This window comes from Marisediminitalea alba (assembly GCF_002993365.1).
In the GTDB taxonomy this organism is placed as follows: domain Bacteria; phylum Pseudomonadota; class Gammaproteobacteria; order Enterobacterales; family Alteromonadaceae; genus Alteromonas; species Alteromonas alba.
In genome coordinates this window covers 1-15071 of the sequence record NZ_PVNP01000180.1, presented here as the reverse complement: position 1 = coordinate 15071, position 15071 = coordinate 1, and the positions used below count along the sequence as shown (strand labels likewise).

At 47.2% G+C, this 15071-nt stretch carries 13 protein-coding genes and 1 pseudogene; 5 read left to right on the top strand and 9 right to left on the bottom strand.

Annotated features, from left to right (window positions below):
* Nucleotides 1-155: 155 nt before the first annotated feature.
* Nucleotides 156-695, bottom strand: a complete 540-nt coding sequence (locus C6Y40_RS15720; protein ID WP_105935382.1) for a manganese efflux pump MntP — start codon at nucleotides 693-695, stop codon at nucleotides 156-158.
* Between the two features lie 147 nt (nucleotides 696-842).
* Nucleotides 843-2453, bottom strand: coding sequence for a methyl-accepting chemotaxis protein (locus C6Y40_RS15715; protein WP_105935381.1), 1611 nt, complete (start codon nucleotides 2451-2453; stop codon nucleotides 843-845).
* Between the two features lie 225 nt (nucleotides 2454-2678).
* On the opposite strand from C6Y40_RS15715, the gene C6Y40_RS15710 reads away from it, so the two are divergent.
* Nucleotides 2679-3302 (top strand): hypothetical protein, encoded by a 624-nt coding sequence (locus C6Y40_RS15710; RefSeq protein WP_105935380.1) that lies wholly within the window; start codon nucleotides 2679-2681, stop codon nucleotides 3300-3302.
* Nucleotides 3303-3367: 65 nt separating this feature from the next.
* On the opposite strand, the gene C6Y40_RS15705 is transcribed toward C6Y40_RS15710, so the two are convergent.
* The 4 genes from C6Y40_RS15705 to C6Y40_RS15690 all read right to left on the bottom strand — a co-directional run bounded on the left by C6Y40_RS15705 (nucleotide 3368) and on the right by C6Y40_RS15690 (nucleotide 7715).
* Entirely contained in the window at nucleotides 3368-4360 is a 993-nt protein-coding gene (locus tag C6Y40_RS15705) for a patatin-like phospholipase family protein (RefSeq protein ID WP_105935379.1), read from the bottom strand.
* Nucleotides 4361-4518: 158 nt separating this feature from the next.
* Nucleotides 4519-5313 (bottom strand): hypothetical protein, encoded by a 795-nt coding sequence (locus C6Y40_RS15700; protein WP_105935378.1) that lies wholly within the window; start codon nucleotides 5311-5313, stop codon nucleotides 4519-4521.
* A gap of 123 nt (nucleotides 5314-5436) precedes the next feature.
* Nucleotides 5437-6159: a thioredoxin domain-containing protein gene (locus C6Y40_RS15695; RefSeq protein ID WP_105935377.1), complete on the bottom strand. Its 723-nt coding sequence runs from the start codon at nucleotides 6157-6159 to the stop codon at nucleotides 5437-5439.
* 2 nt (nucleotides 6160-6161) lie between these two features.
* Complete coding sequence (locus C6Y40_RS15690) at nucleotides 6162-7715, bottom strand: bifunctional GNAT family N-acetyltransferase/carbon-nitrogen hydrolase family protein (RefSeq protein ID WP_105935376.1); 1554 nt, start codon at nucleotides 7713-7715, stop codon at nucleotides 6162-6164.
* Nucleotides 7716-7946: 231 nt separating this feature from the next.
* Here C6Y40_RS15690 and C6Y40_RS15685 point away from each other — a divergent pair, with 231 nt between their 5' ends.
* The 4 genes from C6Y40_RS15685 (at nucleotide 7947) to ahpF (ending at nucleotide 13021) form a co-directional block, all read left to right on the top strand.
* Entirely contained in the window at nucleotides 7947-8612 is a 666-nt protein-coding gene (locus tag C6Y40_RS15685) for a 2OG-Fe(II) oxygenase (RefSeq protein WP_105935375.1), read from the top strand.
* 206 nt (nucleotides 8613-8818) lie between these two features.
* Nucleotides 8819-10477: a response regulator gene (locus C6Y40_RS15680; RefSeq protein WP_105935374.1), complete on the top strand. Its 1659-nt coding sequence runs from the start codon at nucleotides 8819-8821 to the stop codon at nucleotides 10475-10477.
* A 303-nt stretch (nucleotides 10478-10780) separates the two neighbouring features.
* Nucleotides 10781-11344: an alkyl hydroperoxide reductase subunit C gene (gene ahpC / locus C6Y40_RS15675; protein WP_105935373.1), complete on the top strand. Its 564-nt coding sequence runs from the start codon at nucleotides 10781-10783 to the stop codon at nucleotides 11342-11344.
* An 84-nt stretch (nucleotides 11345-11428) separates the two neighbouring features.
* Nucleotides 11429-13021, top strand: coding sequence for an alkyl hydroperoxide reductase subunit F (gene ahpF, locus C6Y40_RS15670; protein ID WP_105935372.1), 1593 nt, complete (start codon nucleotides 11429-11431; stop codon nucleotides 13019-13021).
* Between the two features lie 102 nt (nucleotides 13022-13123).
* Here ahpF and C6Y40_RS15665 read toward each other — a convergent pair whose 3' ends face one another.
* The 3 genes and pseudogenes from C6Y40_RS15665 to C6Y40_RS15655 all read right to left on the bottom strand — a co-directional run.
* Complete coding sequence (locus C6Y40_RS15665; RefSeq protein ID WP_105935405.1) at nucleotides 13124-13660, bottom strand: PH domain-containing protein; 537 nt, start codon at nucleotides 13658-13660, stop codon at nucleotides 13124-13126.
* 145 nt (nucleotides 13661-13805) lie between these two features.
* On the bottom strand, nucleotides 13806-14156 hold the full coding sequence (locus C6Y40_RS15660) for a winged helix-turn-helix domain-containing protein (RefSeq protein WP_105935371.1): 351 nt from the start codon (nucleotides 14154-14156) through the stop codon (nucleotides 13806-13808).
* A gap of 293 nt (nucleotides 14157-14449) precedes the next feature.
* Nucleotides 14450-15071, bottom strand: a pseudogene (locus C6Y40_RS15655) (IS630 family transposase); the annotation flags it as partial.

Here is a 15071-nt window from a genome sequence, read left to right as displayed (position 1 = left end):
TTTGGCCGGTTCAGTGAATTAATAATAACCGAAATCCGCCGTTATCAATCTGAATAACCTGTCCGGTGCGGTTTTAACCATTTCACTGGCAAGGCCGAGCGCTGCATAAGCCTGGTCTCGGGGTTCTACAGAAGGCACGGTGGTGTTGACCAGAGCTAAAACAATAATATTTTAAACCCTATCAGGATGAGCACTATACCGCCGATAAGCTCAGCTTTACTCTCCAGCCAGGTACCGGTTTTAGCACCGATATGCACACCCAGAAAACTAAAAATAAAAGTAGTGATACCGATTATCAGGCATGCGAGGAAGGGGTTTAAATCCATTAATGTCAGCGAGAACCCGGCCGCCATGGCATCAATACTGGTGGCAATCGCCAGCACTAGCATGACCCGGGATGTGATTTTGGCGATACCTTCTTCAATTCCTTCAGACATTGCCTCAAAAACCATTTTAGCGCCGATAAAGAGTAATAAGATAAATGCAATCCAGTGTGCAAAGCTGCCAATCAGGCCAAATAGCCCCTGACCGCCCAGGTAACCAATTAATGGCATAATCCCCTGAAAAACGCCGAAATAGATAGCTGCTGATAAAGACAGCGATTTGGCATTAAGAACATGTTTCGAGCCGAGCCCGATGGAAACAGCCAATGCATCCATGCTTAACGCCAGCGCTAAAATAATGACTTCTAACATAATAGACTCCGGAAAAATCAGCCAGGGGCCGGATAAGCAGAGCGAGTGCTCAGCCAAAGCCTCATTTTAAGGAATCTCCCGGCACTATAGCCAGGTTTTTGATGGTTTTAATGGTTGGGTTTGTCGAAAAGAGCCGGGGCTGAGCGGTCAGGTGGATGAAAAACGGTAACGCGTGGCTATCTGGGTGAGGGTTGTCATTAGCTCATCGAGTTCACTTGCCTTGGCGCGAGTAAGTTCACTTTGCTGCAGTAATTCGTTGGATTGCTGGCTAATCCCCTTAACCTGACTCTGAATGGTTTGTGTGGCCACCACCACTTGCCCGGTTGAAGCTGCCAGTTGTTGATTATCATCACTTAGCGATAATACACTTTGCTGGCTTTGTTTAAGGGCGTTTTCCGTATGGTTAGCTTGCTTAAATGCCTCAGTGGTAAGTGTTAGGTTGGCTTCCATTCCCTGCACAGTTGTTGTAATGGAATCCACTATTTGTGCCAGTATGGTGTTGATCTGATGTGTCGATTGTTGAGTGCGCGAGGCCAGGGTACGAACTTCTTCTGCAACTACCGCAAAGCCCCTGCCGTGTTGGCCTGCGCGGGCGGCTTCAATAGCTGCATTGAGCGCAAGGAGATTGGTTTGCTCGGCAATCTCTGCAATGACCTTTACTACCGAACCCACCTGATTCCCGGCGTTTTGTAACGACGAAAGCTGCCGGGCAGATTCATTGATTTCACGCTGCAACGTGGCTATCTGTGTGGCACTGACTGCCACTTCCTGCTTGCCCTGGCTCACCAGAGCCGCAGTAGACGCCGCTGATTCGGACACGCTTTTTGAATCTTCAGAGGCGCTGGCGATTTGCACTCCTACCTCTGCGATAGCATTGTCCAGTTGAACCGCAAGATCGGATAAATGATGGGCTTGTTTATCAGAAGATGCGGCTGATTCAATAAAGGTTATGCTCGCACTGCGCAACTGGCTTGTCATAACGTTCAGAGCCGTGTAATCCTCGGTTAAGGCTTTAATCAGATTTTTCAGGGCATTAACCACCTGTCCGAGCTCATCATTACCGACATTAGGTAACACCACCTCCAGGTTCTTATCGTGACTCAGGCTGGTGAGTGCTGCAGTGATACTCAGTAATGGCGTGACCAGTTTTTGATACAGATAGCGATAAGAGAGCAAGGCCACTACCACAACCAGCATCACTGAGGCGTAATTAATCCAGCGCATCAGGCCCATGGTGACACTGACTTCTTCTGTGGCCTGAAACACCTGCTGCGCTGACTGTTGGCTTATCAGGCTGAGCACTTCTCGGTTAGTGTGCTTGGCATTTTCAATCAACGTCAGAGCGTGCCTTGCCGCATCCCAGTCAGTATCCGCCGCGTTCAGAATAGTCTCCAAACGGTCCATGGCAGTGAATAGTTCATACAATGAGGTTTCCAGAGCTTCTGTGTTAAACAGGTGACGCCCACCTAACTGAGAGAGTTTGTCGTGTAGTTGCGATTTTAGCTGTTCAGAGCGCTCAGCATAAGAATCACTGTCAATAGTGTAACCATAGAGGGCAAAGCTAAGGTTATGCAGTTGAGCCAGCTCATCCTGTGTTTGTTGAAGCAACGTAAAAGCGGGCAGGGTATGCGTTGTAAAGTGCCGGTTTTGTTTACTGATTTGATTGAGACTTAACTGAAATATGATGCCAGTCAGCACCATGGCTATAATAAGAACTAGGTAGCCCACCATCACTTTGCGGCCAATTGATTTCAACATGTCTGCGCTCTCAAAATCAGATATACCGCAACAGACCCGATAAAGAGAGAGTTTATTTCATCTGACTCTTAGTCATTTATTTCTTATTTGTGTCAATTTTTTTTACATTTAGTGTTAAATATAGTGAAAACCTTGTGTAGAGCTATGAAAAATAAGAGAAATAAAAAGTGGCATGGTTTTAGCTCTTCAATCATTAATTGGTTTAGTAGTACAAGGTATAATCAGATGTTTAAATCCCTTTTTAAAGTTTCAGCTTCAGCGTTAATCGGTTTAATGTTTGCCAGTCAGGCAAATGCCACTATTATCGGGTTTGAAGATATCCCTGATGACTTTAGAGCCCAAAACTTTCCTGCATATACCGAAAACGGTTTCATTTTAGATGTTAGCTGTCAGAACTGCGTAAATGTATTTAGCACCAGTGAAGCAATTGCGTTTTCTGGTTACGGTACTCAACCCGCTGCCGCGGCAGGGTGGGGGGCAACCGGTCGTTTCCTCGAAACATGGAATACTTATTCTATTTTTTCTTTAAGTCAGGAAAATGGCGAGGCCTTTAATTTCACCGCGATGAACATTGGCTGGTTTAATAATGCATCAAGCAATGCTAGTTGGAGTGTCCGCGTTTTTGATGATAACGGCATCCAGGTTGGAAGCTCAGACAACTACACGGGAAGCGGTTTATTTAACTTCAATTACGAAGGTATTTACTCTGTTGAATTGCAAAGCAACGGTGGTTTTAGCTCATTTGATAACTTAAACGTTACTGCAGTAGAAGCGTCAGCGCCTGCTACTTTAGGCTTGCTCAGCTTAAGCCTTGTCGGACTGGGGATTGCTGGTCGTCGCAATAAATAATTAATAGTGCATTCTCCGGCAGTAAAAAAGCACCTTCGGGTGCTTTTTTACTTGTTCAAGCAGGGTTAATCAAACATCGCCTGAATATCGCAACTGGCCTTTTTACCCAGATGGTCGGCGTTTTCTGCCAGCCATTTTTCAGTCGTTTCTACACCGGCTTCACGTAAATACTCGAGAAACTTTTTGCGATTGTCGTACTTGGTGGCACTATCGAGGGAGGAGAGCAACTCACCGTTGGTCAGCAGATGAGTGCGCAGCTGCTTCATTTGTCGTTCAACCTTGCCTAATAAAAAACGCTTACCGCTTACCAGACGTTTAATACTGGCAATGGCGTGCATTTCACGCATAAAGTTGCTGTGGAAACCGATTTCGGTAATACGATCACTGATATCATCAGAGCTTTTGGGAACTTCCTCGCGTTCTAACGGCTGCAACAGCACAATTAGTACATCTTTACCTGCACATTCGTTCATCAGCGGAAATATCGCCGGGTTACCGGCATAACCGCCGTCCCAATAATGTTTGCCGTCTATCTCAATAGCTTTATATACGTTAGGTAAACAAGCTGAAGCCAGCAGATGGTCGGTGGTGAGTTCCGGCGTGTTAAACAGGGCCAGCTTACCGGTGCTGACTTCCGTGGCAGCAATATATAAGGGTAGAGGGTTAGCCTGTTGTAAGGCTTTAAAATCAACCTGCTTATCTACAATGTCACGTAACGGATTGATGTCCAGCAGATTGATATCGTAAGGGGAAAGAAACTGGAACGCACTCAGCCACCACTTGGTCACCGAATTTTTGAGTTCGCCAGGGAGTTCAAAGCCGACATTTTGCTCAGCTACGGTATACCAGAAGTCATCCAGTTGTTGTTTAGCGCCTTCTCGACCGTTTTTACGCCAGCCCTCAGCGAACATCACGGCATTCATGGCACCGGCGCTGGCGCCGCTAATACCCGTAATGGTGAGCCAGGATTCTTCGAGCAGGCGGTTAAGTACGCCCCAGGTAAAAGCACCGTGAGCGCCACCGCCCTGTAATGCTAAGGATAATTTTACGGATTTCATAAGTAGCATCCCTGAAAAGTGCTGCGGTGCAGCATGGAAAGCTATTATTACGCAAAATTAGTCTGAATAGTTTAAAAAATGCACAATATAATGCTGCCGGAGTGGATCCGGCGGCATTTAATTAACCAAACTTTGATAGGGGTGATGGCAGACGCCTACTAACCGCCGGTAGAACCGGAAGGTGAAGCGGGCACGCTAGCCGAAGGTGAACTCACTACTTTGGTAGCCAGTTCACGAATTTCAGATTCCAGAGAAGCTATTCGGCTAGACAGGGCGTTGTTGCGCTGCTCCAGTAAAGCCAGTTTATCGCTCAGGCTTTTAATTTCCTGCTGGCGAGAGCTGCTATTAGCATTAACCTGTTCCATCTGAACATTGATGGCGAGCATTTCATCCGAGACGGTTTCCAGGCTGCTGTTAAGCGTTGCTAACTGCGTTTTCTGGCTATCCAGATTACGTGAAACCTGTGATACAGACTCCTGCAGATCTTTCTTATCGCCGGCGACTTTATCGGTCAGGTCGGCAATTTCTTTCTGATTACGGCGCCAGGCGGAAGCCCAGAGCTTATCCATTTGTTCCCATAATTCAGCGGTTTTGTTGGTCAGTTCGGTAACTTTTACCTGCAAAGCTACGGTTGACTCGCCAATCTCTTCGCCGGTGGCAGACAGTTTGTTTTCCAACTGCTGGATGCGTTGCTCTGCGTTTTGCAGCGTTGCATTTTGCTTTTGCGTAACTGTAAATAAGTAACCTGCCGCGCCACAACCTACAATGGCTACCAACAGGGCAACTACACCCCAGCCTGAGCCGCCTTTGGCATTGACTGGTTCACTGGTAGCCGCTGTCTGTGAAGTAGTCACCGAGCGGTGAACCGGTGCCGTTTTGGTTTGATATCCGCGACGGTCTTCTTCGTCGAGTCTGATTGTGGGAAAGTCATCGTTGCGCGAGTTATTAGCCATATTCCCTCTTAATGACAACTGTGGCGATATAATTATTCATGAAAACGGGCGCTGGGCCCTTATCCTCTGATGTTATCGCTAATTTCTGTGCAATACCAATGTTAGCCGGCACTTTTTGGCAGTTTACCAGTCGATTGGTGGATAGTTGGGTGTTTTATCCCCAATTTCACCCGCCTGATGCATCCGGATAAGGTCTGACTGCAATGCCATGCGGTATTGCTTTACAGCACGCCACTGCGCGTTGAGGTCTGGCGCTGGCTGGCCGTTATCTTCTTTAGCCAGTAATTTGCCAAGCTGCTGGTAGTGATTATATAAGTGGTTGGCTTGCTGTGTTTCAAAAGCCTCAACTTCGGCCACCATTGGGGCCGGTAGCCACTGGGTTTGCCAGTACTGATGCTGAGCCAGCAAATAGTCTTGTAGAGTCACGGCAGATTCATTGTGGGCACTTTGCCAGGCAGGTAAGCTTGCGCGATTAATCACCTGCCGGGTTTGCGGATCAATCAACAGCAATGTAGGTGTAGCAAAATATACCGGGTAGCCAAATTGGCTCAACAATGTTCGTTTGTTTTCTAAATAGCCTACGTCCACAGGTAGCACAGCTATGTTTTCGGTGACAGGTGCCAGTGCCGGATCACTAAAATAACCGGCCAGCGCCCGTGAGTCATGACACCATGCGGCACCCAGCACCAGGGCAACCAGTTGTTGATTCTCGCTGGCCTGGGTGATGGTATGCTCTACCATCGCGGCCTCGTTATCATAGCGCTGATAAAAAACACCGGTGTCGTCGCCGGCCTGCAGAGGCCAGGCAACAACCAGCATTAATACCGCAGTGAATTTACGTAACATAATTAGTCTTCACCACCCAGCCATTCCACCCGATAAAGGTCGCGGCGACGGTCGAGGTAGTTACGTACTGAGCCCTCATTTTGCAGGGTAGTTAATTTATCCAGATCCAAATCAACAATCAGCGTCATTTCGGTGTTAGGCGTGGTTTCCGAGACAATGGCATCGTGCGGGAAAGCAAAATCAGACGGTGAAAATACCGCGGTTTGGCCGTACTGAATATCCACGTTATCTACCTTCGGCAAGTTCCCTACGCTGCCGGCAATGGCTACATAGCACTCGTTCTCAATTGCCCGTGCCTGGGCACAACGACGTACCCGCAGGTAACCGTTTTTGGTATCGGTCCAGAACGGCACAAACAGTATTTGCATTTCCTGCTCAGACAGCACCCTGGCTAGCTCCGGGAATTCTACGTCGTAACAAATTAAAATCCCGATTTTACCGAAGTCGGTGTCAAAACAGCGCAGGTAGTTACCGCCTTTCATGATCCAGTCTTTTTTCTCGTGCGGTGTGGGATGCAATTTATACTGAGCTTCTATGGTCCCATCACGCTTGCACAGGTAGCTCACATTATACAGCTCTTCGTCTTCAATTACCGGCATGGACCCTGCAATAACATTAATATTGTACGAAACAGCCAGTAGCGAGGTGGCGGTGAGGATTTCGTCGGTATATTCGGCCAGATGCCAGATCGCATCAATAGAGGATTCTGACTCTGCCAGGCCCATCAGCGGGGCATTGAAAAATTCCGGGAACAGGGCCACGTCACAGCCGTAATCCGACAACGCGTCGACAAAATACTCTACTTGCTGAATAAGCTCTTCGACGTTTTCAAAGTAGCGCATCTGCCATTGCACACAACCAATTCTTGCCGAACTTTTCTTACCACCGATCAGCTGCGGATTGCCGGGCTCATAATAAATGTTGTGCCATTGCAGCAGCGTGGCATATCCCTTTGACGCTTTGTCTTCAGGCAGGTAGGCCTGCATGATTTGCTTAACTTCAAATCCATTGGAAAGCTGAAAGGTGAGGATAGGGTCGAAAATGTCTTTCGATTTTACCCGCTCGATATATTCGTAGGGCGTCATTTCCGATGCATGCTTGGCATAGTTAGGAATACGCCCGCCGGCCATAATGGATTTTAAGTTCAGGTTACGGCATAACTCTTTGCGCGCTTCGTACAAGCGTCGTCCAAGGCGTAAACCGCGGTATTCCGGTGAGACAATAACTTCTACGCCGTAGAGCACGTCGCCATTTGGATCGTGAGTGGTGAGATAGGCATCGCCGGTAATTTCATCATAGGAATGCTTATCACCAAACTGGTCGTAATCCACAATGACTGAAATGGCAAAGGCCACTACCTTGCCTTTGTCTTCTATACAAATCTGACCGTCGCGGAAAGTGGTTATCTGTGCCTTATAGTTTTTATAGGGCCAGGCACCACCAACATTGCGATAGACATCGTCCATGAGTTCCTTCACATCCTGGTAGTCATCCAGGGTCAGGTGTCTCAGGTCGAGATGGTGTTCAGTATCTTCAGTATATAATTCGTCGCTCATGCTACTTTCTCAAAAATGACTTGTCTGTTGGCAACATAGCATGCACCTGTGATGCACTCCAAGTTTTCCAGTTATTACAAACCTATACCTTGCGGCCAGGGCATTTGATCAGTACTAGTGGCGTAATCGGTCAGGCTGGAGCAAAAAATACCGGATCGTACAAAAAATAACTTGTCTAATCGCTGTTTTCAGTATATTTAACACGCCTGATTTATTTGGATAACCCTTCTGTTGACAACTTCTTTAGAAAATTATGTTCTTGCCGGGTCTAAAGCCCCTGAGGAATTGTTTGAACGCATTGCTGATGATCTATATCAGCGAGGCTACAGTGTCATCCCTGCCGCACTGCCGCCGGCACTGACTACCCGGCTGACAGCCTATGCGCAGGAAGCGATTAATTTTGATCCCGCCGGGATTGGCCGGGCCGGGCAGTATCATCAGAATGAATTCGTTCGCACCGATGAAATATGCTGGATCCAGGGTACCGCTGCGGTAACGACTGCGTGGTTAAACTGGATGGATTGTTTAAAAGCGTATCTTAATAAGCGGCTTTTTCTGGGCTTGTTCTCATACGAAAGTCACTTTGCCCATTACCCGCCAGGCAGTTTTTATAAACGACATATGGATGCGTTTCAGGGCGAATCAAACCGGGTACTGTCGACGGTTTATTACCTTAATTCTGACTGGACACAGGACGACGGCGGTGAGCTGGTAATTTACCCGCCGGCAACGCCGGATGAAGCGGTTTCCGTCACCCCGTTGGCTGGCACTATGGTGATATTTCTCAGTGAGGAGTTTCCGCATGAAGTACTGCCTGCCAGGCGTGATCGGTTCTCAATTGCCGGTTGGTTCAGGGTGAACAGTTCTACTGCACAACGGGTCGATCCGCCGCGATAAAGAGCGGATTCTGTCCGGAAGTGGCTAAATATGTCCCTGTTGCCAAATATCAGTATGGCAGTTTTATGAAATTCGGGATAACATCAGGTAATAAATACCCTCAGGTTTAGCGCTTCGTGCAGTGGCAGACGTGGTCAACACCGAGCTGCCGCAAGCCGGGCATTGCACAGACAAGGAAAGCATTTTCGTGTTAAGTGGTTGTGACAATGGATAAAATCCCATTACCGAAAGCAATTGATGAGTTAAAAGTACTGGTTGTAGACAACCAGGCGCTTATTCATGACCTAATCAAGTCGGCCCTGCTGGAACTGGGCGTTAAACAGGTGAGCAGCGCGCAAAACGCTTTTCATGCCGTTCGCCTGTGTCAGAAAGACACCTTCGATGTTGTTCTGCTGGCATTTAACGTCAGCAGCGACAAAGACGGTTTCCACCTGTTTGAAGAGCTCAAACACAACAATTATATCGGCGACAAGTCTACCGTGGTGTTCTTAAGTGCAGAAACCAGTATGGAGCTGGTTAACTGCATTATCGAACTGCAACCGGATGACTTCTGGGTAAAACCGCTGGATGCCAGTCGGGTTCAGCAGCGCTTTAATTACCTGGTGAATATCCGCCGTAAATTACACAAAGTCATGCATTGCATGGATAACAGCGATTACGCGGCGGCGATCTATCATGCCGAGCGTGGCCTCAAAGATGAAGGCGTAGCTGAGTATCACCCGCGCCTGAAAAGAATGATAGGCGAATGTCTTATCCATCTGCGTGATTATGCCACCGCTGAGCGCTATTTCAGCCGGCTCAAGGAAGAATACGATCATGCCTGGGTGCATATTGGCCTGGCTAAAACCCTCTTCCGCCAGGACAAAGTGGATGAAGCCGAGCTGCTGATCGAAGATTTATTGCAGCGCAATGATACCCGTTTCTTAACTTACGATTTACTGGCTCAGTACTACATCAGCAAAGAGCAGTTTGATGTTGCTTATGAGCAGGTCAAAGCGGCAAGTAAACTGGCTCCTCGCAATATTGAACGAAATAAAAAATTGTGGGATCTGGCCAGGCTTAACCGCGACAAATACGGGCAGCTGTCCGCCGTGCAGAATATGGCAAAATTTGCTAGAAACTCCATTCATGATTCACCGGAGCTTGGCCTTAACGTGGTGCGCACCATGATTGATTTGGCCGCAACTGTATCGGGCTCAGAGTCGGAAAAACTGCTGCGTCAGGTAACCCGCGAGATTGAAGGTTTAACCCGCGGCGACTTTGTGGAGCCTGCTCTGGCTAACAAAATGTTGGTGATAAAGGCGCGTATCGAGTCGCTGAAAAACAATAAACGCGATGCCGAAAAACTGCTGAAAGAAAACCTGCAAGCCGACGCAGCGATGAATTTGGAAGATAACCTGGATTTAATGAAGGCGTACCATGAACTTGGCATGAAAGAAGATTGCCTTGCTATTCTCGACACGCTGCGAGCGCAACTGGCGGGTGATACCCTGGCCAGTCAGGTGGTAGATGAATACCTCAAACGTGAAGAAATTGAACGTCGGGAAATCAAATTTACCACCAAAGAACTAAAAGAGATGGCGGCGGTAAACTACCGCGAAAACCGCATTTTTCCAGCCTACAATAATCTTTGCCAGGCCATGATCTTGTCGCCTCACGATAAGTCGATAGCGCTAAGCCTGCTAAAAGTGCTGGTGCAGATTAATAAGAATGAGCCGTTATCAGACAGCCAGCATGAGATGGCAATGAATGCCGCAGATATGCTCAGTAATAGCAGTTTGCCGGCTAATCAACAGCAAAAGTGCGATGAGTATCTCAGTGCGCTATCTCTCAATGAAGCCGCCGTTCACGTCACACCAGAATAAATACCGCAATAAACCCGCCAATTCAGGCGGGTTTAATTTAATTGATTAATTCCTATTCAAAAAAATCATCTTGATAGTTTTTTTCGAATCAGACTTTCAACAAATCCAATTATAAATCTTTGAGGTTAGTCGCTATTCTTATCCCAAGTCGAAAGGGAACGAGAAAGAAGCAAACCGTAAAGGTTGAATTCCCGTAACCTAAACTGCACATCAACGGTGTGAACGTGGTGGATTTAAGTTGTCGTCCTGTTCACACAGTTAATATTGAAAGCGTTAAATAAACCTAACTTTAGGAGAAAGTAAATGGCTTTAATCAACACTCAAATCAAACCATTCAAAGCGAACGCGTTTAAAGATGGTGAATTAATCGAAGTAAGCAGCGAAGACATCGCGGGCAAGTGGGCAGTATTTGTATTCTACCCGGCTGACTTCACTTTCGTATGTCCAACGGAGTTAGGTGACATCGCCGACAAATACGAAGAGCTGCAATCTCGTGGCGTAGAAGTATTCTCAGTATCAACTGACACTCACTTTACTCACGCAGCATGGCACGAAGCGTCAGAAACTATCGGTAAAATCAAGTTCGCCATGATCGGCGACCCAACAGGCGAAATTACCCGTAACTTCGACTGCATGCGTGAAGAGATGGGTCTGGCTGACCGCGCAACATTCGTAGTTGACCCAGACGGTATTGTTCAGGCAATGGAAATCACTGCTGAAGGTATCGGCCGTGACGCAGATGACCTGGTACGTAAAGTTAAGGCGGCTCAATACGTAGCGTCTCACCCAGGTGAAGTATGCCCGGCTAAATGGAAAGAAGGTGAAGAAACCTTAGCTCCATCATTAGACCTGGTAGGCAAAATCTAATTACCGTTTTAACCAACGAGTAATGTCGGTGCGGGCTGTGGCCCGCACATTTCCTCAACCACATTATCTAAGGCAGAATTAAATATGATTACGCAAGATATTAAAAAGGCGCTAAAAGGTTACTTCGCGTCGATGCAGAAAAACATCACGTTAGTTCTGCAAACCGGCGAGCACACTAAACGTGACGAGCTGAAGCAGTTTCTGTCTGGTGTGGCAGAAGTGAGCGACAAGATCCAGTTGGAAGAACGTGATACAAACGGCGTACTACGCAGCTCAATCAGTTTTTTACTGGAAGCTGATGGTGAAGATACCGGTATTCGTTTTTCCGGGATCCCAGGCGGACACGAGTTTAACTCGTTCGTACTGGCACTGCTGCATGCGTCAGGCACCGCACTAAAAATTGATGACAGCGTTGCATCTTTGGTGAAAGGTGTAAAAGACGAACTTAAGTTCGAAGTATTTATCAGCCTGAGCTGTCATAATTGTCCGGACGTTGTCCAGGCGTTAAATCAGTTCGCGCTGCTCAACCCGAATATCTCATCAGAAATGATTGACGGCGGTCTTTATCAGTCTCTGGTAGAAGAGCGCGATATTCAGGGTGTACCCAGTGTGTACTTAAACGGTGAACTCTTTGCAAATGGTAAAGTTGACGCCGCCACACTGATCGACAAATTACTGGAATTCGACCCGAGCCTGAAAGAGGCTAATAAAGGTCAGTCTTTACCGCTTCAGGACGTTACCGTTATAGGTGGTGGTCCGGCAGGCGTAAGCGCGGCAATTTACAGTGCTCGTAAAGGCCTGAAAGTCACAGTGGTAGCCGACCGTTTTGGTGGTCAGGTAAAAGACACCATGGGTATTGAAAACCTGATTTCTGTGCCAAAAACCACGGGTCCTGAGCTGGTTGGTAATCTGACAGAGCATATGAAAGATTACGATATTACCCTAAAAGAGCATGTCCGCGTGGACAACATCGAAAAAGGGAATATTAAAACCCTGACGTTATCATCTGGCGAACAGATTAAAACCAAATCGCTTATTGTAGCGACTGGTGCCCGCTGGAGAGAGCTTGGTGTACCCGGCGAGAAAGAAAATGTAGGTAACGGCGTAGCATACTGCCCACACTGTGACGGCCCGTTCTTTAAAGGCAAAGACGTGGCGGTAATTGGTGGTGGTAACTCCGGCATCGAGGCGGCACTGGATTTAGCCGGTATCGTTAAGTCGGTGACCGTGTTTGAGTTTATGCCAACGTTAAAAGCGGATCAGGTACTGATTGACCAGGCTGAAAAGCGCGACAATATTACCATCATCAAAAACGCGGCAACTAAACAGATTGTGGCGGAAAACGGTAAAGTCAGCGCTATCGAATATCAGGACAGAGCGACAAACGAAGAGCATTCGTTATCACTGGCGGGGGTATTCGTACAAATTGGCCTGGTACCTAACAGCCAGTTTATGAAAGGTGTTGTAGACCTCACTCAATACGGCGAAATCGTGGTCGACAGTAAGTGTAACACCTCTGAACCAGGTATTTATGCAGCAGGTGATGTAACCACTGTGCCTTACAAGCAGATTGTTATCTCGATGGGTGAGGGCGCTAAAGCTTCACTGGCAGCCTTTGAATATCTGCTGTCTCACCAGACAGAAGAAGAGCTTGAAGAGCAGGCCGCCGTCGCCTAACGGTTATGATTTCATCTATGTTGAAAGCTAAAAAGCGGACTCGTTAGTCCGCTTTTTTTATACGTATGAGTCCAGTCAGGTACTTATCTGTTATGGCTATGGTTAAGCATTGTTATTAATGAGTGTCGCCAACATTTTCTCGATGCGCTTCACACTTTCGGTAAGCTCAGTGAGTTCTGAAGCTGGCTGCTCAGAATGCGATGTGTCTGTCCGGGAGGAGGTTGAACAATTGTCTTTTTGATTCAGTATTGCTTCGCGAAAATCTGCCGCGTCGTCGATCCCAAGCATTGAAACTAAAGCGCCCTGGCCTGATTGACCTGCGGTTTCAAAGCTCAGGCTAAAAAGCCCCAGGGCACGCATCAATGGACCCTGACTCATGGCTACATCGGTGATCTTTTCCAAAGGAATCGACTTTTCCACTTTGAAGAATACACCACGTTTCACCACCAGTTTTCGTTCGGTAAGGTCTGCCGACATCGCCCGCAGCATTCTTTCACTGATAAACAACATTATGGGAATAGAGATTAACAGCAGCGGAATACCAATGACGGTAAGCCCGGAGACAATCAACAGGCTGATAAGCCAGTAAGTTTTTACTTTCGGGTTAAAGCTTGCACTGCGTAATATTTTTTCTGCCATCATAATACCTGTTTCCTGTGCCTGTTAATTTATTATCATAGCGTATTAAGTGATTGGACAGACAGTGTTACAGGCGAAATGAGCCTGTCGAATTGTAAGGGACTGTAACGTAATGCAAAGCGAAAGGGATATTACAAGGGATAAGCTAGCGGATGATGTCATGCACCCAGTCAATCCAGCGGTGTAACCACAGGGGAATATTATGCCTGGGTTCAAGAGTCGTCAAGCGATAGCCGCGCTTGGGGATAACCTCAATTTGCCAGGGCGGCGGTTCGGGAAGTGATTTAAGCTCTTTTCGCAGTCGACAGACAAGGTGGTTTATCCGGTCTTCGCTGACTACCTTGTGGCCCCATATTGACTGGCGCATGTCGGCACGGGTAACAATCTCACCTTCATTTTCCATTAGCAAATCTAACAGGTCACCACACTGTGGTGAAAGTACCCGTTGCTCACCCTTTGAGTCGGTAATTGTTCTTGAAGGTTTATCGTAAGTCATGGGAGCAAATCTTTACAAAGCTAACCCGTTATCTGCTACTAAAGTTTAGCAGAACAAATGAAAAACAAATGACGACGATGACAAAGAAATGACATTTCCAGGCTAAGCGAATGAAATAAGGCAGATTAAATTTGTCATCTAAGCGTCATGGTTTTGTCAGCGACGAAAGCCTCTATATCGGCCTACAATCCTAGGGTCTGAGCAGTTGTATCGCCAGCGAAATACCCATTCAAACAAAATCAGGTGTAGGAAAGATGATGAACATAAGTAAAGTTTTATAACCATTGCATTAATTAATTGACCAAATTTATCCACTCTCTCCAACAGAGAGTTTTGACTCGCTCAACATCCGCAATGAATGTATTCCAGGCGCGAGAGACCTGTTCTACTATTTCTTCGTAACCTCGAAATACTCGGTTGGATAAGCAACGCTGCCGCAGCCATTGCCATACCTGTTCCATCGGGTTCAGCTCCGGAGAATAGGCTGGGAGTTTTACGAGACTGACGTTGGTAAATGGGCTGGCCGTGTCGAATGTATGCCAGCCAGCGCCATCCATCACAACAACGGCATGACGCCCAGGCTCTGTCGCTTCGCTGATCAATTTCAGATGCTGCTTCATCACCTCTTTATTGACAAGAGGGCTGATAAGCGCCTGGGTATTGCCATTGCTCGGACACACCGCACCAAAGATATAGCCATAATCGAATTGCTGTTGCTTTACCACTCTTGGTCTGCTGCCCTTCGCAGCCCATATTCTGGACGTCTGATTTTGCTGACCGAATCGTGCTTCGTCTTGGAACCAGACGTCAACGCGATCCAGAGGGAGATGACCTGGAGTGTGAAGGATCGTTTCCAACTGGAAGTTTTTTAAAAGTATCTTGGGTTTGCTGTGATTGTTTAGGGTGTTTAGAGCG